Here is a 23,842-nt window from a genome sequence, read left to right as displayed (position 1 = left end):
AGATGCCTATATTGAAGTGTCCTCTGTCAGAAAGGGAGCACTTCAAAGGCATCTTTTTCTACTTACTTTCTTTTTTTCGCGCATACATCGCTGCATGTCGTTTAATTTCACCAATTAATTGCATTTCTTCTTGCTTAGAAATCTCTAAAGAAAGACCATATTGAAACTCATTTACCGATGTTTTTTTCCAAATGACAACCCCACGCACGTTTATTGGTTGATCAACAATCGTAAACTGTAACTCCACTTCAATTTCACCTTTGGCGGAGTCAATCGGCAAATTTAAGGTGGTTTCCATTCGGACACCGCGTGGACTAATATCGTGAATTTCGGCCGCTCCTTTATCCGTTTCTACTTCCCGTTCTCCTATACGTGTAATACGAAACGTACACGGAATCGGTTGACCAAATTGATATCGAAAAGGTTCTTGGCGTTTAAATCTCATCATAAATCCCCCACACACAAACTATACCTTTTTCAATATAATTGAAATCATAAATGAATGCAAGGGAATTATGACCATTTCAACCACGCATCTGTCACGTTACCAACTTCATCATAATCAAGCACGTATGTGACATTGCCATATCGATCACTTAATCGTAGTTCGTCAACGTTGACTTCTTCAATTATCCCTTTCTCTGTTTTTAAAACAACATGTCCATGTGAGAGGAAATGACAGTTTACTAATCGATGTGGATTCGTCTTCACTTCTTTAACGAGAAGTTGTCCTCGTTTCGCACGAGTAGACGGTTCGACCTCTGTTCGAGCGATTTTTTTCACTGCTCCACGTTTTGTTACAAGTATTATGTTTTCGTCTGTTGCCTGTTGACCAGAAACAACATAATCTCCGTCTTTTAAATGAATGCCTTTTACTCCCGCTGCTCGAACGCCTACTTCTCCTATTTCTTCTTCTGAAAACAATAATCCGTATCCGTATTGCGTGACGAGGAATATACGGCCTGTGCCATCTGTTTGATACACGTTCACAACTTCATCATCTTCTTTCAATCGCATAGCAACAAGCGGCTTAGAATAACGTTGCGCTTTATAATGAACGAGATGTGTTTTTTTCACCAATCCTTGTTTTGTAATAAATAATAGATAACCGTTTTCAAAATCTGTGATTGGGATGGCGCTAATCAGTTGTTCGTCCCGATCAAGCGGAATTATATGAGAAATGTGTTGACCAAGATCTTTCCAGCGAATGTCTGGAATTTCATAAACAGGACAATATAAATAGTTACCTTTATTTGTGAATAACAATAACGTATGTGTTGTGTTCATCTCAAACATCCCGAGCAACCTATCTCCTTCTTTCATCCCGATATCCTGTCCGTTAGAGGCGCTATAAGATCGAAGGCTCGTGCGTTTGATATATCCGTCTTTTGTAATAGTGACGATGACATCTTCCTCTGGAATGACAACGTTCATTTCGATTTTAATTTCTTTTATTTCTTCTTCAATGGTCGTTCTTCGTTCATCGGCATACGTTTTTTTCATTTTTCTCAATTCTGATTTAATGACAGATAATAGCTTTTTTTCACTTTCTAAAATGGATGTTAATTGCTCAATTTTATCATGGAGCGCATTTGCTTCTTCACGCAAATCATAAATATCTGTATTCGTCAAACGATATAATTGCAATGTGACAATAGCTTCCGCTTGAGGTTCTGTAAACCCATATCGATCCATCAAATTCGTTTTAGCGTCTTTTTTATCTTGAGAAGCGCGAATCGTTGCGATGATTTCATCTAAAATGGATACAGCTTTCATTAATCCTTCTAAGATATGAGCACGTTCTTTTGCTTTTCGTAATTCATAACGCGAACGATTGGCAACCACTTCTTTTTGATGTTCGATATATGCATCTAATAATTGCGGCAAGCTTAATAACTTTGGACGACGCTCATGGATGGCAACCATGTTGAAATTGTACGTAATTTGCAAATCAGTATTTTTATACAAATAGTTTAAAATACCTTCTGCGTTGCCGTCTTTTTTCACTTCGATAACGATGCGTAAACCTGTGCGATCTGTTTCATCACGCACATCAACAATTCCTTCCAACTTTTTTTCAAGGCGCAATTCATCAATTTTTTTAACTACATTCGCTTTATTGACTTCGTAAGGGATTTCCGTGATCACAATCGCTTGTTTGCCGCCTTTCCCTTGTTCGATCGTCGCTTTAGCGCGAATAATAATTTTCCCTTTTCCTGTTTCGTAGGCCGTTTTAATGCCTTCTTTTCCTTGGATGATGCCACCCGTTGGAAAATCCGGACCTTTTAATACGGTCATTAAATCATCAACTGTACAAGTCGGATGATCAATGCGCATAATTACCGCATCAATTACTTCTCCTAGATGATGTGGTGGAATTTCTGTCGCATAACCTGCTGAAATGCCTGTTGAACCATTGACAAGTAAATTCGGGAACATCGCTGGCAATACAACAGGTTCTTTGCTTGTATCATCAAAGTTTGGTACAAATTCTACCGTTTCTTTATCGATGTCGCGCAACAATTCAGATGCAATCGCAGATAATCTTGCTTCTGTATAACGCATCGCTGCGGGTGGGTCTCCATCAATACTTCCATTATTCCCGTGCATTTCAATAAGTACATTTCTTACTTTCCATTCTTGGCTCATGCGCACCATCGCTTCATATACGGAAGAATCACCATGTGGATGAAAATTACCGATAACATTTCCGACAGTCTTCGCTGATTTGCGAAACGGTTTATCGGCCGTATTTCCATCCACATACATTGCATATAAAATGCGACGCTGCACTGGTTTCAATCCATCGCGTGCATCAGGTAGGGCGCGTTCTTGAATAATATATTTACTATATCGACCAAATCGATCTCCAAGCACATCTTCAAATGGTAAATCTAATACACGTTCCATTCCCTTATTCCCCCTCGGCTGTCATCACATGATCGTTTTCTAAAATATTCATATCTTCTTCCAAACCAAACTGCACATTCGACTCAATCCATTTCCTTCTCGGCTCTACTTTATCCCCCATTAGTGTCGTGACACGACGCTCTGCACGCGCTGCGTCGTCAATACGAACACGAATAAGCGTTCGTGTTTCAGGATTCATTGTCGTCTCCCACAATTGATCGGCGTTCATTTCACCGAGTCCTTTATAACGTTGAATTGTGTATCCTTTACCGATCTTCTTTAAAATCGACTGCAATTGTTCATCCGTCCATGCATATTCAACAATCTCTTTTTTACCTACTTTTTTACTCACTTTATAAAGTGGTGGAAGGGCAATAAACACTTTACCAGCTTCGATGAGCGGTCGCATGTAACGGTAAAAGAACGTTAACAACAACACTTGAATATGTGCCCCGTCTGTATCCGCATCAGTCATGATGATCACTTTGTCATAATGAATATCATCGAGCGAAAAATCAGCCCCCACACCGCCGCCAATGGCATGAATAATTGTGTTAATTTCTTCATTTTTAAAAATATCAGCTAGTTTCGCCTTTTCTGTGTTAATGACTTTCCCACGAAGAGGCAATACGGCTTGAAAACGACGATCACGACCTTGTTTAGCTGAGCCACCCGCTGAGTCTCCCTCGACTAAATACAATTCATTTTTCTGTGGATTTCGTGTTTGAGCAGGTGTTAATTTTCCGCTTAATACATACTCTTTTCCTTTTCGCTTTTTTCCCGACCTTGCTTCTTCCCGAGCTTTTCGTGCAGCCTCACGCGCTTGAAACGCACGAATCGCTTTTTTAATTAACAGCGTTGCAATGTCCGGGTTTTCATTTAAAAAGTACGTCAGTTTTTCACTAACGACCGCTTCAACAGCCGAACGAGCCTCAGGTGTTCCTAATTTGCCTTTCGTTTGCCCTTCAAATTGCAACAATGCTTCTGGAATGCGGACAGATATGATCGCAGATAATCCTTCACGGATGTCTGTCCCTTCTAAGTTTTTATCTCGTTCTTTTAATAAGCCCACTTTTCGTGCATATTCATTAAACACGCGAGTCATCGCTGTTTTTGCCCCAATTTCATGCGTCCCTCCATCTTTCGTTCGGACATGGTTTACAAACGAAAGCATGTTTTCTGCATATCCGTCATGAAATTGGAAAGCAAACTCGACTTCAATATCACTTTGCTCGCCGCTAAAAAATACAATCGGATGCAGCACATCTTTTTCCTCATTTAAATATTGTACAAACGCTTCAATTCCATTTTCGTAATAAAATGTATCACGTAATCCCGATCGTTCATCATATAATTCGATTTTTAAGCCCTTTAATAAAAATGCAGATTCCCGCAAACGCTCACTAATCGTTTCATAATGAAACGTTGTTGTACTAAAAATCGTTGGGTCTGGTTTGAAACGAATTTTTGTACCTGTTTGTTTTGTTACTCCAATTTTCTCAAGCGTAGTTACAGGTTTTCCACCGTGTTCAAACCGTTGATAATATATAAACCCATCACGATGAATTGTCACTTCTAACCACTCAGACAAAGCATTCACAACAGAAGCTCCAACACCATGTAAACCACCACTCGTTTTATAGCCGCCTTGACCAAATTTTCCTCCAGCATGTAATACCGTCAAAATAACTTCTGGAGTCGGCTTTCCTAACTTATGCATGCCTGTAGGCATCCCACGGCCTTCATCTTGCACGCTAATACTTTGGTCATTATGTATCGTTACAATAATGCGCTTTCCATATCCAGCAAGCGCCTCGTCAACTGCATTGTCTACAATTTCATATACGAGATGATGCAAACCACGACTATCTGTACTTCCAATATACATCCCTGGCCGTTTACGAACCGCCTCTAACCCTTCTAACACTTGAATGGCGTCTTCGTTATATGTAAGAAGCTGCTTATCTGTCACAATCATTCCCCTTTCATAACAAGAACATTTGTTTCTATTTTTTCGACTTTCTCTATTTTAACATACATTCGTAAAACGTCCAACGTCATGAAGAAAAAGAACGACCATTACAAAAAGAATGGTCGTTTTTACCGTGTGAGCGCATGTTCTACTTTGATACAGCGATCCATCACAACCGTATACCCTTTTTCTGTTAAATCATGATATACGCCTTCATCATATACACCTAATTGCGCCCAAAACACGTCCGCATCTATTTGTACGAATTGCTCAGCAATTTCACGTAAATGTTCGGAGCGACGAAACACATTCACAATATCGACATGTCCTTCGATATCTGTTAACGTAGCAACAGCCGGAATACCTTCCCATTCTTTAATAAGCGGGTTAACTGGAATGATTTCATATCCTGCTTCTTTCATCGCTTTTGCGACCATGTACGATGTACGTTCCGGACGATCTGACAATCCTACGACAGCAATTCGCTTCGCCTTGTTTAAAATTTGTTTAATTTGTTCACGACTTGGACCCATATCATCTACCTCCCATAATAAACTAGTATTTCTTCATGTAAAAAAATAATCCTGCCTTCATTTTTTAAAAAAGCATGTTACAATAAAAGCATGGCCTCTGTATGGGGCAATACTAATGAGGTAAAGGGTGCATAGGATGTCTATTTTGTTTATGATCATCGGTTATTTACTCGGTTCGATTCCGTTCGCGTTGATCGTTGGAAAAGTAGGGTACGGAATTGACATACGTGAACATGGAAGCGGCAATTTAGGTGGAACAAATACATTTCGTGTACTCGGTGTAAAAGCAGGATTAATTGTGACAATTGCCGACATTTTAAAAGGAACGTTAGCTGCAAGCTTACCTGTATTGTTTTCTGTAGATATTCACCCGCTTCTTACAGGGATGTTTGCTGTGTTCGGTCATACATATCCGGTGTTTGCCCAATTTCGTGGTGGAAAAGCGGTTGCTACATCTGGTGGGGTGTTGTTATTTTATTCACCTGTTCTCTTTATGACGATGTTAGCTGTTTTTTTCCTCATTCTATATATATCAAAATACGTCTCGCTTTCGTCCATGTTAACTGGCGTGTATGCGACCGCTTATGCATTTGTATGGACCGATGATGTTCCTTTGCGCATTGTCGTCACATTATTAACACTTTTTGTATTTTATCGTCACCGAGCGAACATTAAACGTATTTTAAACAAAACAGAACCGAAAGTGAAGTGGTTATAGTGGCTACATGTCATTTACCAAAAGAATTTGTAACGAAAATGAATGCTTTGCTTCAAGATGAAGCGGAGCGTTTTTTTGCGACATACAATGAAGAAAAAGTCAATGGTTTGCGGGTCAATTCATTGAAAGTATCACCATCGACATTTTTAAACATCAGTCCATGGGAGCTTGAACCGGTCCCTTTTTGTCCTACGGGATTTTATTATGACAACGCCCAACCGGGAAAACATCCGTACCATGCTGCTGGATTATATTACATTCAAGAACCGAGTGCCATGTTCGTAGCCGAAGTGCTTGCTCCATCTCCAGGAGAACGAGTACTTGACTTATGTGCAGCGCCGGGAGGAAAAACAACGCAGCTAGCTGCCTTGATGAATAACGAAGGATTTTTATTGGCAAACGAAATTCATCCAAAACGCGTCAAAGCTTTATCTGAAAATATTGAGCGACTCGGAATTACAAATGCTGTTGTGACAAACGAAACACCTAAAAAACTATCAGAAACGTTTGAAGGCTTTTTTGATAAAATTTTAGTTGACGCCCCATGTTCAGGGGAAGGCATGTTTCGAAAAGACGAGGAAGCGATCCAATTTTGGAGTTTAGAACACGTTCAAAAATGTGCACAAACACAACAACACATTTTATCATGTGCTTATAAGATGTTAAATGAAGGAGGCACGCTCGTTTATTCGACATGCACATTTTCCCCTGAAGAAAATGAGCAAATCATTGACTGGTTTTTAGCGACTTACGAGGATATGGAGTTAATCCCAATTGAAAAAAAACATGGGATTCAACCAGGTGTGTCACATTGGACCAACACGCATGATGAAAACATCACACATACAGCAAGGCTTTGGCCGCATCATCTAAAAGGTGAAGGGCATTTCGTCGCAAAAATGCGCAAACGAAGTAGCGTCAAACGTTGGAATGGAAAAACGGTCGCATGTAATGTCCCTAAAGCGATGTGGCGCGATTATGAAACGTTTATGAGTCATACAATGCAAACAACAATAAAAGGAACGATGTATGCGTTTGGCACGCACTTATTTGCCCTCCCACATTCATGCCCTCGCCTAGATGGTTTAAAAGTCGTCCGCCCTGGTCTCCATATCGGAGAATGGAAAAAAAATCGCTTTGAACCAAACCACGCTTTAGCGATGGCATTAACAAAACAACAAGTACAAGCATATGTGTCTCTTACGTTTGAAGAAAGCCTACGATATATGAAAGGAGAAACATTACAAACAAATGGAGATCGAGGATGGATATTAATCACTATTGACGGTTATCCACTCGGTTGGGGAAAAGAAGTAAAAGGAGTGGTAAAAAACTTTTACCCGAAAGGATTACGGATAAAATAGGATGTCCCTCGATATGTGGGACATCCTATTTTGTAATTGTAACTGTAAAAGTCATCTCATCTTTACTTAAATCAAACGTTTTCGCTTTAAGCATATATCCTTTTTTTATACGAATATCGCTGACAACAATATAAATGCGCTCTTTTTTCGCATCCACTTTCACCCAATTTGGTAAAGAAGCATACTTTTCTATATACGCCAATACATATGGAACAGGCAAACGAAGCTGTCCGAATGTCATTGTTGGATGAGCCAGTATAATGTTCCCTCTTTCGTCAATATTTGGATCAAATACCATTGTTAAATCGACTTGTTTTCCGAATATCGGAATCGCACTTGTAATATAGAGGCGATCAGCTAATTGAACATCATAAGACAATTCGCCTTCTTTTTTATGCTTCCGAATATAATCACGAATTAACGTATTCATATGTTGTTTTGATGTTTGAACAGTAAATGTTGGTCCTTCCCCGTTGATGTTTGAGAGATTTGGTGAAGAAGATGGCTGAAACATATAAAAAAGTAGTAATACGATCATTAGACCGTTTATCCCTAACAAGCTAAAAAATAAAATTTTCCACTTCACAATTCATTCTCCTATCCATTCCTGATGTCTTTGTAAGTATTCGTATATGCGCTTTGCCATTTGTTCATAGCCTATTTTGTTCGGATGAAATTGATCATCATACAACACATCATCCCGTCCTTCAAACAGATCCGCAATAGGTACAAATAGTGTACGATCATAGCGAGAAATTACTTCCTCACTTCCTTCGTTCCACATGTGTATAATCTCATCCATTTCAGGTATATTTGGAAATGCTGAAGAAAACGGATTGTATAATCCAATAAGCACAATATCAGTGTCTTGATTCATATGACGAAGAAGTTGCAGTTGCTCATCAAGTCGGGAAGCAAACGCCTGTTGCTCTTTAACAAACAATTCATATGTTAAAGATAAAAAATGTGAACGAACAACTTTCATGATATCGTTTCCACCAATTGTAATCAAAATAAGATCCGCTTTTCGAATGACCGACTCATTGTTCATGATGACATCTGTTAGTTGTTCACTACGCAAACCCCGCTTACCAAGATTTTGCACAAACACTTCATTTATATCTTCACGTTGTTCTAAATATTGCTTGACTAATGTGACATAGCCACCTTCGCCATCGCCTACCCCTTCCGTTAACGAATCACCTAACGCTACAACATGTAAGTCACGTGACTTTATTTGTACTTGTTCTTTCTCTTTCATCATTGTCGGTGTAGAAGAACATCCGACTAAACACATGCAAAGGAACAGAAGAAGAAATTTGTTCACACGGAATCCCCTCTCTATAAAAGAAAAGACAAAAATGACAGGGTCATCATTTTTGTCTGTATCATGTTATTTTTGTAACATGTCAATATGTTTTAAAATCTCTTCAAAAGGCACATCGTTTAAACCACTATAGTATTTTACAATTGTTCCGTTTTGATCAACAAGATAAAAATCTGTACCGTGGATGACTTGATCTCCTTCTTGTGGCTTTTTTACAACGGCTTTAAAGTTTTTCTGAGCAAAACGTTCAATGTCTTGTTGGGTGTAACCTGTGAGTAAGTGCCAGTTATTTAAATCTCCTTGAAACTTCTCAACATACGTTTTTAACGCATCTGGCGTATCGTTTTCAGGATCTACACTAAATGAAACAAAATGTACATCTAATCCTTTTTCCTTGGCCATTTTTTGTAATTTCGCCATATTTGCCGTCATTGGTGGACAAACGTCAGCACATCGCGTGAAAATAAAATCAGCTACCCATACTTTTCCTTTTAAATCAGCTAGACCAAACTGTTGACCATTTTGATCAATAAATGTAAAATCTTCAATCGGCCAATTTTTTGCGTCTGGAATCGATTGTTGACAAGCAACAAGCGAGAATAACAGCACAACAAACAGCCATAAACGTATACGTTTCACCTTTTATGTCCTCCTATTCCGTATAGTACATAAACCCTATTGCTCCTGGACCTGTATGTGTCGAAATGATTGGAGTTGTATACACGATGTCCGTCTGTGTCCATCCTGTTGCTTCCGCAATCGACTGTTTTAACCGTTCGCTTAAATCAAGTGCATCTGCATGAGCAATCCCTACGGCTCGAATCGTTTTTTCTTTCGTATGTTCAACAAACTGATTTGTTAAATATTTAACGATTTGAGACTGACTACGCACTTTTGTTACTGGTGTGTATACCCCATCTTCTAATGAAGCGATCGGTTTAATGTTCAATAGCGAACCAATCATTGCTTTTCCTCGTCCAATTCGTCCACCTTTGACGAGATTTTCAAGCGTATCAACAACGACGAATAAATGTGTATTTGCGCGGATCGCATCAAGACGTGAAACAATTTCTGCTACCGTTTTTCCTTCAGCGGCCATTTTTGCTGCTTCTAATACTTGAAAGCCGAGCGCAAGAGAAATAAAACGTGAATCGACGACCGTTACATTTGCTTTTGTCATAGCCGCAGCGCTTTCTGCAGAGCGGACTGTTCCGCTCATTCCCCCTGTCATATGAATCGAGATAACATCGTATCCCGCTTCTCCCAGTTCATCATATACTTGCAAAAACTGTCCTGCAGACGGTTGAGAGCTTTTTGGAAGTTCATTTGCTTGTTTCATTTTTTCAATAAATTGTTGTGGAGTTAAGTCAACACCATCTAAATATGTTTGCCCATCAATAGAGATGGATAATGGAACGACACGAATGTCCCACGCTTCAATTTTTTCTTTTGGCAAATCAACCGTAGAATCTGTTACAATTTTTACTTTGCTCATTTTTTCACTTCCTGTATTTCATTCTAAAATTTTCGTACGGTGAAATTATATAATAAAATTGGCCTGTATGTCGTCGTTTTCATAAAATTTTTTATAAAAAAAGAGCTGATTTGCACATTAGCAAAACAGCTCCGTCATTTATGCATTGTTTTTTAAAATTTCAGATTTAAATATTTGTTCATACACCGGCCACTTCAACACACGTTTTAAATAATCTTTAAACGAATACACATTCTTTGGATTTTTACTAGCATACACTTGTGCAATAAACGTTTGCAACCGCACTTTGACAATAAATTGATAAAGGTTATCGTCCTCCAATACCGGAATTTCGATAATTTTCACTTTTTGCCCATCTACGTTTTTAAACTCTAGGCTTTTAAATAACAAAATATCAATCCTCTTTTTTGACCGATTTACTTATATTATACACGATTTTTGTGTTGAAGTATGTCACATTTCGTCATCGATTTATAAAAAATTTTTGTCAAATGAGCAAATGGAATAAACTGCTATCTTTATTCACTTCCATAAACGGAAAACCTTTTTTCTTCATTCGTTCGACGAGCGGACCGTAATCTTCACGACATTTTAATTCAATACCAACGAGAGCTGGACCACTATCTTTATTATTCTTTTTCGTATATTCAAACAATGTAATGTCATCTGTCGGTCCTAATACTTCATCAAGAAATTCGCGCAACGCTCCAGCACGTTGTGGAAAATTGACAATAAAATAATGTTGAAGCCCCTCATAAATCATAGAACGCTCTTTAATTTCTTGCATGCGTCCAATATCGTTGTTTCCTCCACTAATAATACAAACAACGGTCTTGCCTCGAATATGTTCTTTATATAAATCAAGCGCAGCAACAGGCAACGCTCCAGCAGGCTCCACTACAATCGCATTTTCATTGTAAAGTTGTAAAATCGTTGTACACACTTTTCCCTCAGGAACGATCACAATATCGTCGACGATGTCTTTTGCTAATGTAAATGTTTTTTCCCCAACACGCTTTACGGCTGCACCATCTACAAATGGGTCAATTTCATTTAAAGTAATGACTTCCTTTGCTTCAAATGATTTTTTCATGGAAGGAGCTCCCTCAGGTTCGACGCCAACTAATTTTGTTGCTGGTGAAATGCTTTTTATATACGTACCGACGCCAGAAATAAGCCCCCCCCCACCAATACTTGCGAACACATAATCGATCGGCTCTTCGCAGTCATTTAAAATCTCAACCCCGACCGTTCCTTGTCCAGCAATAACAGCCTCATCATCGAATGGATGGATAAATGTTCGTTGCTCTTGTTTTGCACAAATTAGTGCTTGTTCATAAGAATCATCAAATGTATCTCCAACTAAAATAATGTCGACAAACTCTCGACCAAAAAACTGTACTTGTGATACTTTTTGTCTCGGAGTTGTAGATGGCATATAAATTTTACCGTGTACACCGAGTGCTCGACACGAATAAGCGACACCTTGCGCATGATTGCCTGCACTTGCACAGACAATTCCGTTTTTCTTTTCTTCTTCGCATAAACTTTTCATTCGATGATATGCCCCACGAATTTTAAACGATCGAACGACTTGTAAGTCTTCCCGTTTAAAGTACACGTGACAATCATAACGTTCTGAAAGCAACTCATTTTTTTGCAAAGGCGTATGGTGCACGACATCTTTTAACGTTTGATAAGCAATTAAAATATCTTCTACATATAAGCCATGTTTTCGTTTTACTTGTTGCTCCATCTTCTCGTTTCCTTTCCATTTATAAATTTTATAAATTCGTTGTTAAAATTATGTTATTCTAAAATATATCATATTTTAGAATAAAGAAAAGTAAATTTTCTAAAAATTACTCAAAAAGATGAAGCTCGCCGACTAGCGAGCTCGTTCATATATGCAAAATGTATGTGGATAGCGATTTTTTTCATCTTGTACTCCCGGTTGAGCGGTACGAAGCGCCCACTGTTTTTCATCGATTGGCGGGAAAAATGTATCACCTGTAAACGCTGCATCGATATGTGTGACGTACAGTCGATCCGCTAGCGGTATGGCTTGCTCAAATACTTGTGCCCCTCCAATAATGAATACATGATCATATTGTTGTTCGATTTGTCGAATGTTATCCATCGAATGGATAACTTGAACATTCGCATCTGTTGAAAATGTTTTGTCTCTTGTCAGTATGATATTGATTCTCCCTGGAAGTGGACGACCAATCGATGCAAACGTTTTTCGCCCCATAACAATCGGATGTCCCAAAGTGACGCGTTTAAAGTAAGCTAAATCGGCCGGCAAATGCCAAGGTAACGTATTGTTCCAACCAATGACCCGATTTCGATCCATCGCAACAATGATAGAAATCACTTGACTCACTTCCCTTACACAGACACGTCCGCTTTAATGTGCGGATGCGGATGATAATCAACAATTTCAAAATCTTCAAAGCGATACTCAAAAATAGAAGCTGGTTTGCGTTTAATGACTAATTTCGGAAGTGGGCGCGGTTCTCTCGTTAATTGCAACTTCGCTTGTTCGATATGATTCATATATAAATGAACGTCACCGCCAGTAAAAATAAGTTCTTTCGGTTGTAGATCGCATTGTTGAGCAACCATATGTGTAAGTAGCGCATAGCTTGCGATATTGAACGGAAGACCTAAAAACGTATCAACCGAACGCTGTTGCCACATGCACGATAACGTTCCATTTTCCACGTAAAACTGAAAAGCATAATGGCAAGGTGGCAATTTCATATGATCTAATTCTGCAACGTTCCACGCGCTCACTAAAAGACGGCGGGAGTTCGGATTTGTTTTTATTTGTTCAATCACTTCACTTATTTGATCAATTGTTCGTCCGTCTGCTCCTCTCCACGAACGCCATTGTGCTCCATACACAGGTCCTAAATCTCCGTTCTCATCTGCCCATTCGTCCCAAATCGTTACACCATTTTCTTTTAAATAGCGAATATTCGTATCTCCACTTAAAAACCAAAGTAATTCATGAATGATGGAACGAATATGTAATTTTTTTGTTGTAAGCAAAGGGAAGCCTTCTCGTAAATCAAAACGTAACTGACGTCCAAATACAGAAAGCGTCCCCGTTCCCGTACGATCATCTTTATACACACCGTTTTGTAAAATATCTTCAAGTAATTGTAAATATTGCTTCATGATGCCCTCACCCTTTTTTATTTACTGTCATTTATTATGACATAAAGCAGAAAAGTAGGAAAGACAAAAAAAAACCGTAGGATTTGCCCTACGGTTTAACAAATACGAGGTAACATAAGCCCTGTCAATCGATATAACCGTCGTGTTGTACCAAGCGGTGTTCGCAATAACAACTGCCCTTTGTTTGTTGCTCGAACTGTTCCGATCACAGCCGCATCTTTTCCTTCTGGTTGGGAACGAAGGGCATCAAGAACAGCCTGTTCATCTTCTTTCGGAACGATCATGACCACTTTTCCTTCGTTGGCCAAGTAGAGCGGGTCGAAACCGAGTAATTCACATGCACCTTCTACTTCTTTTTTTATAGGGATACGATCTTCTTCCAACTCAATCGTCACACCAAAATCTTCACAAATTTCTACAAGGGTTGTTGCTAATCCACCGCGGGTTGGATCGCGCATCAGTCGAATGTGTTCACTTGCTTTCAGCGCTTTGGAGATAAGGGGATACAACGTTGTACAATCGCTCTCAACTGTTGATACAAGTCCTAATTCCCCACGAGCAACTAATATAGCTACTCCATGATCGCCAACTGAGCCGCTCACAATAACGGAGTCACCCTCACAAATTTTTCGATCAAGCGGACGTGAGATGACACCAATCCCTGTTGTATTAATATATAATCCGTCTGCACTGCCCCGTTCAACAACTTTCGTATCTCCCGCCACAATCGTCACATTCGCTTTTTTTGCTTCTTCCGCCATTGATTGAACAATCGTTTTTAAATCACGAATTGAAAAACCTTCTTCAATAATAAAGCCACACGTCAAAACTTTCGGAGCCGCTCCAACAACCGCTAAATCGTTTATTGTTCCCGCTACCGCTAATTTCCCTATATTTCCACCGGGAAAGAAAAGCGGTTTAACGACAAAACTGTCTGTTGTCACAGCGAGCTCATATGCTCCCAACGTCAATGTAGCAGAGTCGAATTTAGCGTAATGGTCATTATGAAACATAGAAACAAACACATCTGTAATTAGTTTGTGGGCTAATTCTCCTCCATCTCCGTGAGCGAGCGTAATTCGCTCCATTCATTATTCCTCCCTCATATATTGATAATACGCTGCACAACTACCTTCTGATGACACCATACATGGACCAATCGGATTTAGCGGCGTGCATGCTTTTCCGAACAATGCGCATTGCGGTGGATCAATGAGACCCCGAATGACTTCACCACAACGACACTTTGTTCGACGCGGTTCACGCGTTGAAACAGAAAACTTCATCTTAGCATTAAATCGCTCATACTCCTTCTTAAAATCCATTCCGCTTTGAGAAATAACACCAATGCCACGCCATGCCTCATCGCATAATGTGAAATAATGGTTCATCCAATATTTCGCTTTTTTATTTCCTTGTTCAGTGACAACACTTTTGTAATCGTTTAATACAATAGCGTGCTGTTTGAGTGCCAACATTAATAAATGACGAATCGCACTTAACATATGTAACGCTTCAAATCCACTAATTACTGCAGGTATATCGTATTCGGTTGCTAAAAACTCAAAATGTTTTCTTCCCATCACCATGGATACATGTCCCGGAAGTAAAAAGCCGTCTAACAACACTTCACCATCGTGAAGCAATTGTCGCAAAATCGGTTCAACGAGTTTTGTCGACATCCACATCGAAAAATTGTGTACTTGTTTTTCTTCAGCTTCTTTTACTGCCGCAGCTAAAATCGGGATGGTTGTTTCAAACCCTATGCCTAAAAAAATAACTTCTTGATGCGGATGCTGTTCAGCGATACGAACTGCATCAACAGGACAATAAACGACTCGTACATCTTTTCCTTCCGTTTTTGCTTGCATCAACGTTCCGAAAGATCCAGGGACCCGCATCATATCACCGAATGTACAAACGATTCGGTCCACACCGTCTGTTAAAGAAATCATGGCATCAATCGTTACTTGATCGGTGACACAAACAGGACAGCCCGGACCGGAAATAAGACGAACATATCCTTCAAGCGCTTTTTTTATCCCCGTACGAGCAAGTGCCATTGTATGTGAACCACATACTTCCATAAACGAAGGCAATCGTCCGAACGTCTGTTGGAACTGACTTGCTAACATCCGTACTTCCTGTAGCAACTTCCGACTGAGCGCGAAATGGGTTGGGTTATCCGTCACGTCTAGCATCGACTAGCTTCCTCCATTCTTCTAAACTTTCTTTTGCATATTGCTCATCAATAATGGACATTGCTTGTCCCGCATGTACAATGACATAATCACCAATTTTCACTTCGGGAACAAAAATAATCCCGACATTCATTTGTGATCCCATCACATCGACTAATGCAGAAAAACCGTCAATACGTAACACTTTGGCTGGTACCCCTACACACATGCACGTTCCCTCCTATGTGCTGCAATCATTAACTGTCCGAGCGCTAGTCCCCCATCATTGCAAGGTACTTTTTGATGGGTATAAACACATAATCCGAGTTTGTTCAGTTCTTGTCGAAGACGTTTCGTGATATAGCGATTATGCATACTTCCTCCAGATAATACGATGTTTCGTTCGTATGTTGGATATTGTTGTAAAGCTAAACGAATCATTTCAATGGATGCTTGAACAACCGTTTCGTGGAAGCGACCGGCAATGATATTCGTGTACTCATGAGCTTCGACATCTTTCATTATGGCTCTCCACATCTCTGATAAATCAATCTCCCATTCATCCTGTTTTTTTATATGAAATGGGTAAGTCTCATATATTTTTGTATCATCAATGAATTCAGAAAGTCGAATAGCCGCCTCCCCATCGTACGTACTATGTGTACAAACGTACAAAAAGGCACTAACAGCATCAAATAGTCTCCCGCACGTACCTGCCAAAGGCGAGTGTAACCGCTTCTCAATCATTTGTTTTAATACACGTATCTCTTGTGCTCGTTCGGTAAATCGCTTCTCCGCCAACGCATACCCTTCTTCACCGAAATAATAACCAAGCATACCGACTGCTGTACGCCACGGCTCTTTTATACAACGTTCTCCACCCGGAAGTGGAGTATATGTTAAATGTCCGAGCCTTTTATACTGTTTAGCATCTCCGTATAGTAACTCAAAGCCCCATATATGTCCGTCCTCCCCATACCCTGTTCCATCTAAAATAAGACCAAAACAAGGGGAGTGGATATGATTTTCCTCCATGCATGAAACCATGTGCGCATGATGATGTTGGACAGCTACAACGTCAACATTCCATTGTTTTGCAATATTCCACGTTTCATAATTCGGATGTAAATCAACAGCGACTACTTTCGGTGTCACTCCCATCCACGTTCGCAAATGTTCGTATTCACGTTGGAAATGTTCAACAACTTCCACATGCTCTAAATCACCAATATGAGGACCTAAAAAGATTTGATGGTGTCTACCAAACGCGAATACGTTTTTTTGTTGTCCCCCAAGTGCCACAATCTCATGTACATCGTGTTCCGTCCACAATGGATCTGGAACGAAGCCACGTGCTCGCCGAATAAAATGGATTGTACCGTTTTCTATTTGAACAACTGAATCATCAATCGGATGAACGATCGGACGGTTATGTACAAGAAAATAATCAGCAATGCCTTGCAAATCACGTAAAACTTGTTCATCTTCGTATATAATCGGTACCCCCGAACGATTCGCACTTGTCATAACAACAACAGGTAATTGTTCATCAAGCAATAAATGATGAAGCGGAGTGTACGGTAACATCACTCCAACCGTTTGTAACCCAGGAGCAACCGATGGAGCAATCATTGTGTTTTTTTTCTGTTTTATCACAACAATCGGAGCTTCGGGTGAAGTTAATAATTGTTTTTCTTCTTTCGTTACATCACATAGTTGTTCTACTATGTCAAGCGAAGCAGCCATAACAGCTAACGGTCGATTCGGTCGTCGTTTTCGTATGCGTAACTGTTGAACAGCCTGTTCGTTAGTCGCATCACAAGCTAAGTGATACCCACCTAATCCTTTCACCGCAACAATCGCCCCAGCACGAATATATTGCTTCGCTTGTTCAATGGCATCCCCTTGCATGATTTGACCATCTGGCTTCAATAATGCAACAGATGGACCGCATGTCGGACAAGCAATAGGTTGAGCGTGATGACGACGGTTCATCGGATCTTTGTACTCCTGTTCACATCGCTCACACATTTGAAACGAACGCATCGATGTAAACGGACGATCATACGGTAATTGTTCAATAATCGTATACCGAGGGCCACATTGCGTACAATTGATAAACGGATAACGATAGCGATGATCATTCGGATCATTCATTTCTCTTAAACAATCATCACAAACAGCTGTATCAATCGGGATGACAAGCGAAGAACTTCCTTTTCGTTCGCTCGGAATAATAGAAAAATCTTCAAACGCACGCCATTGTGCTAAAGTGACAACCATCTCATCAATGCGAGATAATCGCGGTGCCTCCATCGGTAAAGAGTGAATAAACTGATCGACCGCATCTTCATCACCCTCAACATGAATAAAAACCCCGTCCATATTGTTTTGTACAGTTCCTTTTACATTATGTCGCATCGCAAGTGCGAAAATAAAAGGACGGAAGCCAACTCCTTGCACTCGTCCTTTTACTGTGATATTGACTGCTTTTTGCATCGGGCAACTCCTTCTCGAATCCAATGTAACCATTCATCCATACCTTGACCGGTTTTAGCAGATAAAGGTAGTAACTTAGACTGTGGATGAATATACGATAAATCTTTTTTCGCTTGCTCGACATCAAAATCAAGATACGGTAGTAAATCCACTTTATTCAACAAAACAAGCTCTGTTCGCATAAACATCGTCGGGTATTTTGGAATTTTATCATTTCCTTCTGGTACGCTTAATACAGCTACTTTATGTTGCTGTCCTAAATCATAACCAGATGGACAAACAAGATTACCTACGTTTTCAATAAACAAAATATCTAGATGTTGAAAATCAAATTGCGGTAACACAGCCGCAATCATGCGGGCATCTAAATGACATCCTCCATGTGTATTAATTTGTACCGCTTGCGCACCAAGGGCACGAATGCGCTCTGCGTCCTTTTCCGTTGCTAAATCTCCTTCAATGACACCGATACGAAATTCACGTGCTAATGCTTCGATCGTTTTTTCCAAAATGGTCGTCTTTCCTGCCCCGGGTGAGCTCATTATATTAATAACAAGCGTATTCGTTTCCTCAAACAATTGACGGTTAAACGCAGCTGCCCGATTATTGTTTGTTAACACATCAACTTCTAATGTAATTTTCATATTATTAACCCCCTTCATATGCCAAAATACGAAATGTTTCTCCAGCTACTATTCTCCCACTTGGAAGTAAACATGTTGGACATTGGGTAATTTTTGTAACTGGTTCATACTGTTGTCCACAAATGGCGCAAATTGCTTTTGCTTTTTCCACATGAATGATTAATTCAGCATCTGTCGTTAAACAATTATCTTCTTGTATTTTATACACATCAAAAGCAAACTGTAAGGCATCTGGAAGCGCATTGCTTAACGTGCCAACAACCAATTCTACTTTTTTTACATATTTTATCTTTTTTATTCGAGCATCTTGCTCAATTAGTTGAACGATTTCTCCCATTAACGCCATCTCATGCATACGAATCCCTTTCTATTTGCACATACCATGTATCTCCTTCTTTTTTCGTTGGAAGAAGCGGCATATGCAATGTGCCGTGTTGTGAGAACACGTGCCATTCGCGATCACAGTATAAGCAAATAAAACGGTGATCTTGCTGAATGTAATGAGGCATCACGTGACAATGTGAACAAAGGGCTTTTCTTACATGCAATGTCCCATCATGTTTATAAACAACAATCGGGATGCGACCAACTGTTTTCATTTCGACATCACATACATCATCGCACGGGCCAATAGCATGCCACGTGCGATGATCGAAAAATAATTTCTTCACTTTTTCCACCTCTTCCTCTAATAATGGGGCGGAAGCTTCTTTCATCGTTTCAATGAAACTATTACGCATCATTTTTAAAAATTGCAGACGATTCATGACGTATGACACCACTTCTCTACTTGATGAACGACTTGCTCGACGACGCGCGGAAGTTGCGCTTGAACAATCGGTGATAGTTCCAATCCGAGAGATAAAGAAGCTGGTTGTATTCCGAATAAAACCATTTGCTTTGGGCATGTTTGACGTAATTTCGCCGCTGACAATACTTCTTGAAAACCAAGTTGATGAATAGACATTTTAATTCCAAAATAAGCTGGAATTTCATCATCTACTAATGTAATCATCGTTCCCGCTTCTTTTCCTGCATTGACAGCATCGACTATCGCTAAATACTCCGTTTCTTCGATCGTTCCAAGTAGCCGCATCCCATCGGTTGAGCCTTCAATCACTTCTACATTATCGTATTTCGCCAATTGTTTTTCTAATAAAGGCAAAATATGAATACCTACTCCTTCATCGGAATAAAGTAAATTTCCAATTCCGAGAACGGTTATTTTTTTATTTCTCATTCGGTTCACCTAATGCTTCTTTTTTTCGTTCTAGTTTATAGCCGGTAAAAATCGAAGACATCGTTCCATTTCGTTGTAAATAGTCTTCACGAAACGCCATATACACGTGTACAACAGTAAAAATCATAAACCCCCATGCAACGAGATGATGCCATGAACGAACGGAATAGCTGTCTCCCCCAAACAAATGAGCCACCCACATAAACATTTTTCCATAAATCGATTCCGGTTGTGGCTCAAATAACAAGTAATAACCTGTAAGCATCATAATGATTGAGCCAAAACCGATAAAAATCCAATAACTTAATTGGGCAAGCGGATTATGTCCGATATAATGTTTTTTATTGTTTTTCATAAACAAGTAATATTTGATCGTTTCAAACGCTTCTTTCCAAAAAGAAAAGCGAAACGGATTGGACGTCGCATGCTCATTTCCTTTGTATACCCAATACCACCGAACAGCCAAATTAATAGTAAAAAGAAAAGCAACAAAAAAGTGAATATAGCGCGCCCATCCCATCAAAAACGAATAATACGCTTCTTCTTGAATAGATGCGGACACAAACGGGCGGCCGATAAACACACCCGTAATCATTAAAACTATAATGGAAAAAGCATTAATCCAGTGAAAAATACGAACAGGCAACTCCCATACGTACACTTTCACCATTTCATCGTTTAGTTCAATGTTTTTCGCTTTTCGTGACCGTTTCCAAACTACTTGTGCTTGCTTTTGTTCAATTTTTGGATTTGTCGGGACTGACATACACTCCCCTCCTACCCAATACGAATATGAGTCGTTTGTTTTGATTCAAGATCTGTTAAATGAACAGCGCATGCTAAACATGGATCGAACGAATGGACTATGCGTAAAATTTCCAACGGTTTTTCTTTGTCAAGCAATGGCGTTCCTTTTAAAGATGCTTCATATGCACCGATTTGCCCTTTATGGTCACGTGGTGAAGCGTTCCATGTTGTCGGAACGACCGCTTGATAGTTTTTCGTTTTCCCATTCTCAATTTCAATCCAATGACCCAACGCCCCACGCGGAGCTTCCATCCATCCAACTCCTTTTGCTTGTTTTGGCCACGTACTTGGTTCCCATTTTGTTCGATCGAATGTAATTTGGTTTCCATTGCGAATATTTGCGAGCAATGCATCCATATCATCACGCATCCATTTCACAACGAGGATAGACTCGAGCCCACGTGCTACTGTACGCCCGAGTGCTGAACGCATCGCTTCAAGTGGCCAATTTAACTTTTTCAACGTATCATCTATTAATCCGACAAACTCATCTTTCTTTAACGCATATCCAACAAGCATACGTGCAAGTGGTCCTGTTTCCATCGGATGTTCTTTCCATCTTGGAGATTTTAACCAGCTATATTTTTCCTCTGTATTTAATGTTTTAAACGGTGGCTTTGGTCCTGTATAACGAAGCGATGTTTCACCCTCCCACGGATGCTTACCAACCCCACCTTCTTTTCCATCATACGTATACCATGAGTGATCGATAAACTCTTTTACTTGATCAGGGTCTTTCGGATCGACATCAAGCACTTCATTAAGATTTCCATTTAAAATGACACCACGTGGAAAACGATATAAGTGAACGTCTCGAATATCCCCTGTTGAAAAATCTCCATAACATAAATAGTTGTTTAAACCGCCGCCATATGTCCAATCTTTATAAAATGAGCCAATCGCCAATAAGTCTGGGATGTAAACATTGTTTACAAACTCTACTGCCTGATCAATAATTTGAGAAACGTGCATTAAACGTTCGGCATGAATAGCATTATCGCTATTCACATCAATTGGCGTAGCCATTCCACCGACAACATAGTGAGGATGCGGGTTTTTTCCACCAAAAATCGTATGAATTTTCACGATTTCTTTTTGCCAATCGAGTGCTTCTAAATAGTGAGCAACAGCAAGCAAATTCACTTCAGGTGGTAACTTATATGCTTTATGTCCCCAATAGCCGTTTGCGAAAATGCCGAGTTGTCCACTATCCACAACTTTTTGTACTTTCATTTGAATGTCTTTAAAATAACCTGGAGACGATTTCGGCCAACTAGAAAGCGATTGAGCAATACGGCTCGTTTCGTTTGGATCTGCTTTAAGCGCACTTAATACATCAACCCAATCAAATGCATGTAAATGATAAAAGTGAACGACATGGTCATGTAAAAAAACAGCCGCGTTCATAATGTCACGAATCAAATGTGCATTTCTTGGAATTTTAATATCAAGCGCATCTTCAACGGAACGGATAGAAGCTAAAGCGTGGGTCGTTGTACAAACACCACAAATGCGTTGCACATATGCCCAAACATCTCGTGGATCGCGATCTCGGACAATTAACTCAATGCCACGAACGGCTGTACCCGAACTAAATGCTTCTTGAATCACACCGCTGTCATCAACATCTACTTCAATGCGTAAATGCCCTTCAATTCGCGTTACTGGATCGACAACAATACGTTCTGTCATCTTTATTCACCTCAATCATGATGTTCATCTTTTTTCTTCATTGCCGTTACTGCTGCATGGGCAGCGACGCCTGCAGCCGTCACACCAACCGCAATCGCCCCGGCAGTTTCTGGATTAATCGTCGTTTGAGATGCAGGAATTTTAGCGCGGCGAACAAAGAAAGGACCGTTATCCCAAAAACCTTTTTCAGAGCAACCAATACATGGGTTTCCAGATTGAATCGGGTAGCTAACTCCTCCGTTCCATCGCATTTCTGCACAAGAGTTATATGTTGTTGGCCCTTTACACCCTACCTTATATAGGCAATATCCTTGTCGTGCTCCTTCATCATCAAACGATTCCGCAAATAATCCTGCATCAAAATATGCCCGACGATTGCATTTATCATGAATACGATGACGATAAAATGCTTTTGGTCTGCCAAGATGGTCGAGTTCTGGAAGTCTTCCAAACGTGATGATATGCGCAATCACACCCGTCATGACTTCTGCAATTGGTGGGCACCCGGGAACTAATATAACTGGTTTATCTTTCACGAAATGTGTGATCGGTTTTGCTTTTGTTGGGTTCGGATATGCAGCAGGAATTCCGCCCCAAGACGAACAGCTTCCGTATGCAATAATTGCTTTTGCTCCTTTAGCAGCACGAAGAAACGTTTCCTTTGCTGATACACCACCAACCGTTAAAAATGCATCATCTGTCGGCAAACTTCCTTCTACTGCAAGTATGTATTCTCTCGGATAATGTTCCAAAACATGTTCAAGGGCTGCTTCAATTTGATGGCCCGAAGCAGCAGAAAGTGCTTCTGAATATTCGAGAGAAATCATGTTTAAAAGAACACTTTCTACTTTTGGATGCGTAGAACGAATAAATGATTCAGAACAACCTGTGCAGTCTTGGAACTGCAGCCAAATCACAGGAACTCGTTGGTTCTTTTCCATCGCCGCAACCACTTGATCTGTTTGCGAAAAATCTAGCCCCATAGTTGCGGCAAGGGCTGTACACATTTTTAAAAAATCGCGTCTTGTAAAGCCCCGATCAAGCACTTCTTCTAAAATAGTTTTTCTTTTCACATAACTCCTCCCCTTTACTTGATAACGTTTACAATTGATTATATATCATTATTTCCCTTTATGTTATTTTTAAGGTTTAATTGTAACAAAATGTTCTTAAATATATTAACAACATGAAAATAGTTTTTATTATAATAAGTAGAAAAAATCGAGTAGGAGGAGGTGATTAACCTCCGTCCTCTCACACCACCGTACGTACGGT

At 39.8% G+C, this 23,842-nt stretch carries 25 protein-coding genes; 2 read left to right on the top strand and 23 right to left on the bottom strand.

The window, feature by feature from the left end; all coding sequences use genetic code 11:
* Positions 1-58 precede the first annotated feature (58 nt).
* The 4 genes from CS060_RS06160 to CS060_RS06145 form a co-directional block, all read right to left on the bottom strand.
* A complete protein-coding gene (locus CS060_RS06160) occupies positions 59-445 on the bottom strand; it encodes a PilZ domain-containing protein (protein WP_035047389.1) in 387 nt (128 codons plus the stop codon).
* Between the two features lie 68 nt (positions 446-513).
* Positions 514-2,910 (bottom strand): DNA topoisomerase IV subunit A, encoded by a 2,397-nt coding sequence (parC, locus tag CS060_RS06155; protein WP_099668784.1) that lies wholly within the window; start codon positions 2,908-2,910, stop codon positions 514-516.
* 4 nt (positions 2,911-2,914) lie between these two features.
* A complete protein-coding gene (gene parE / locus CS060_RS06150) occupies positions 2,915-4,888 on the bottom strand; it encodes a DNA topoisomerase IV subunit B (protein WP_035047385.1) in 1,974 nt (657 codons plus the stop codon).
* A 122-nt stretch (positions 4,889-5,010) separates the two neighbouring features.
* Positions 5,011-5,415 carry a CoA-binding protein gene (locus tag CS060_RS06145; RefSeq protein ID WP_035047387.1) on the bottom strand — a complete coding sequence of 135 codons (405 nt, stop codon included), beginning with the start codon at positions 5,413-5,415 and terminating at the stop codon, positions 5,011-5,013.
* 136 nt (positions 5,416-5,551) lie between these two features.
* Here CS060_RS06145 and plsY point away from each other — a divergent pair, with 136 nt between their 5' ends.
* Positions 5,552-6,133: a glycerol-3-phosphate 1-O-acyltransferase PlsY gene (gene plsY / locus CS060_RS06140; protein ID WP_035048201.1), complete on the top strand. Its 582-nt coding sequence runs from the start codon at positions 5,552-5,554 to the stop codon at positions 6,131-6,133.
* The gene (locus tag CS060_RS06135; RefSeq protein WP_099668783.1) at positions 6,133-7,497 is read left to right on the top strand and encodes an RsmF rRNA methyltransferase first C-terminal domain-containing protein; all 1,365 of its coding nucleotides are present in this window, start codon (positions 6,133-6,135) and stop codon (positions 7,495-7,497) included. Before plsY ends, CS060_RS06135 begins: the two co-directional genes overlap by 1 nt.
* A gap of 25 nt (positions 7,498-7,522) precedes the next feature.
* Here the strand turns inward: CS060_RS06135 and CS060_RS06130 are convergent, their stop codons facing one another.
* The 19 genes from CS060_RS06130 to CS060_RS06040 form a co-directional block, all read right to left on the bottom strand.
* On the bottom strand, positions 7,523-8,083 hold the full coding sequence (locus CS060_RS06130; protein WP_099668782.1) for a YpmS family protein: 561 nt from the start codon (positions 8,081-8,083) through the stop codon (positions 7,523-7,525).
* A gap of 3 nt (positions 8,084-8,086) precedes the next feature.
* Positions 8,087-8,824, bottom strand: coding sequence for an SGNH/GDSL hydrolase family protein (locus CS060_RS06125; RefSeq protein ID WP_035048205.1), 738 nt, complete (start codon positions 8,822-8,824; stop codon positions 8,087-8,089).
* Between the two features lie 66 nt (positions 8,825-8,890).
* A complete protein-coding gene (locus CS060_RS06120) occupies positions 8,891-9,463 on the bottom strand; it encodes an SCO family protein (protein WP_035048207.1) in 573 nt (190 codons plus the stop codon).
* Between the two features lie 13 nt (positions 9,464-9,476).
* Positions 9,477-10,319 (bottom strand): DegV family protein, encoded by an 843-nt coding sequence (locus tag CS060_RS06115; protein ID WP_035048209.1) that lies wholly within the window; start codon positions 10,317-10,319, stop codon positions 9,477-9,479.
* Between the two features lie 138 nt (positions 10,320-10,457).
* Positions 10,458-10,709 carry a YpmP family protein gene (locus CS060_RS06110; RefSeq protein WP_035048211.1) on the bottom strand — a complete coding sequence of 84 codons (252 nt, stop codon included), beginning with the start codon at positions 10,707-10,709 and terminating at the stop codon, positions 10,458-10,460.
* Positions 10,710-10,806: 97 nt separating this feature from the next.
* Positions 10,807-12,075 carry a threonine ammonia-lyase IlvA gene (ilvA, locus tag CS060_RS06105; RefSeq protein ID WP_099668781.1) on the bottom strand — a complete coding sequence of 423 codons (1,269 nt, stop codon included), beginning with the start codon at positions 12,073-12,075 and terminating at the stop codon, positions 10,807-10,809.
* Between the two features lie 132 nt (positions 12,076-12,207).
* On the bottom strand, positions 12,208-12,675 hold the full coding sequence (locus tag CS060_RS06100; RefSeq protein ID WP_069201717.1) for a dihydrofolate reductase: 468 nt from the start codon (positions 12,673-12,675) through the stop codon (positions 12,208-12,210).
* 35 nt (positions 12,676-12,710) lie between these two features.
* Positions 12,711-13,505: a thymidylate synthase gene (gene thyA / locus CS060_RS06095; protein ID WP_035048214.1), complete on the bottom strand. Its 795-nt coding sequence runs from the start codon at positions 13,503-13,505 to the stop codon at positions 12,711-12,713.
* A gap of 95 nt (positions 13,506-13,600) precedes the next feature.
* A complete protein-coding gene (hypE, locus tag CS060_RS06090; protein ID WP_035048216.1) occupies positions 13,601-14,593 on the bottom strand; it encodes a hydrogenase expression/formation protein HypE in 993 nt (330 codons plus the stop codon).
* Between the two features lie 3 nt (positions 14,594-14,596).
* Positions 14,597-15,706, bottom strand: a complete 1,110-nt coding sequence (gene hypD, locus CS060_RS06085; RefSeq protein ID WP_035048218.1) for a hydrogenase formation protein HypD — start codon at positions 15,704-15,706, stop codon at positions 14,597-14,599.
* Positions 15,687-15,914, bottom strand: coding sequence for a HypC/HybG/HupF family hydrogenase formation chaperone (locus tag CS060_RS06080; RefSeq protein WP_006318417.1), 228 nt, complete (start codon positions 15,912-15,914; stop codon positions 15,687-15,689). The genes hypD and CS060_RS06080 overlap by 20 nt, the downstream gene beginning before the upstream one ends.
* Positions 15,905-18,184 carry a carbamoyltransferase HypF gene (hypF, locus tag CS060_RS06075; protein WP_035048220.1) on the bottom strand — a complete coding sequence of 760 codons (2,280 nt, stop codon included), beginning with the start codon at positions 18,182-18,184 and terminating at the stop codon, positions 15,905-15,907. The genes CS060_RS06080 and hypF overlap by 10 nt, the downstream gene beginning before the upstream one ends.
* On the bottom strand, positions 18,157-18,828 hold the full coding sequence (gene hypB / locus CS060_RS06070) for a hydrogenase nickel incorporation protein HypB (RefSeq protein WP_035048222.1): 672 nt from the start codon (positions 18,826-18,828) through the stop codon (positions 18,157-18,159). Before hypB ends, hypF begins: the two co-directional genes overlap by 28 nt.
* Before the next feature lie 4 nt (positions 18,829-18,832).
* Positions 18,833-19,183 (bottom strand): hydrogenase maturation nickel metallochaperone HypA/HybF, encoded by a 351-nt coding sequence (locus CS060_RS06065; RefSeq protein WP_035048224.1) that lies wholly within the window; start codon positions 19,181-19,183, stop codon positions 18,833-18,835.
* Positions 19,176-19,595, bottom strand: a complete 420-nt coding sequence (locus tag CS060_RS06060; protein ID WP_035048226.1) for a Rieske (2Fe-2S) protein — start codon at positions 19,593-19,595, stop codon at positions 19,176-19,178. Before CS060_RS06060 ends, CS060_RS06065 begins: the two co-directional genes overlap by 8 nt.
* Complete coding sequence (locus tag CS060_RS06055) at positions 19,592-20,068, bottom strand: HyaD/HybD family hydrogenase maturation endopeptidase (RefSeq protein ID WP_035048232.1); 477 nt, start codon at positions 20,066-20,068, stop codon at positions 19,592-19,594. Before CS060_RS06055 ends, CS060_RS06060 begins: the two co-directional genes overlap by 4 nt.
* Positions 20,058-20,834, bottom strand: coding sequence for a Ni/Fe-hydrogenase, b-type cytochrome subunit (gene cybH, locus CS060_RS06050; RefSeq protein WP_099668780.1), 777 nt, complete (start codon positions 20,832-20,834; stop codon positions 20,058-20,060). Before cybH ends, CS060_RS06055 begins: the two co-directional genes overlap by 11 nt.
* Positions 20,835-20,845: 11 nt before the next feature.
* Entirely contained in the window at positions 20,846-22,567 is a 1,722-nt protein-coding gene (locus CS060_RS06045; RefSeq protein WP_035048228.1) for a nickel-dependent hydrogenase large subunit, read from the bottom strand.
* An 11-nt stretch (positions 22,568-22,578) separates the two neighbouring features.
* Positions 22,579-23,640 (bottom strand): hydrogenase small subunit, encoded by a 1,062-nt coding sequence (locus tag CS060_RS06040; RefSeq protein ID WP_035048230.1) that lies wholly within the window; start codon positions 23,638-23,640, stop codon positions 22,579-22,581.
* Between the last annotated feature and the right edge of the window lie 202 nt (positions 23,641-23,842).

This window comes from Anoxybacillus flavithermus (assembly GCF_002742685.1).
Taxonomy (GTDB): Bacteria; Bacillota; Bacilli; order Bacillales; family Anoxybacillaceae; genus Anoxybacillus; species Anoxybacillus flavithermus_E.
This window is presented reverse-complemented; position numbering and strand designations above follow the sequence as displayed.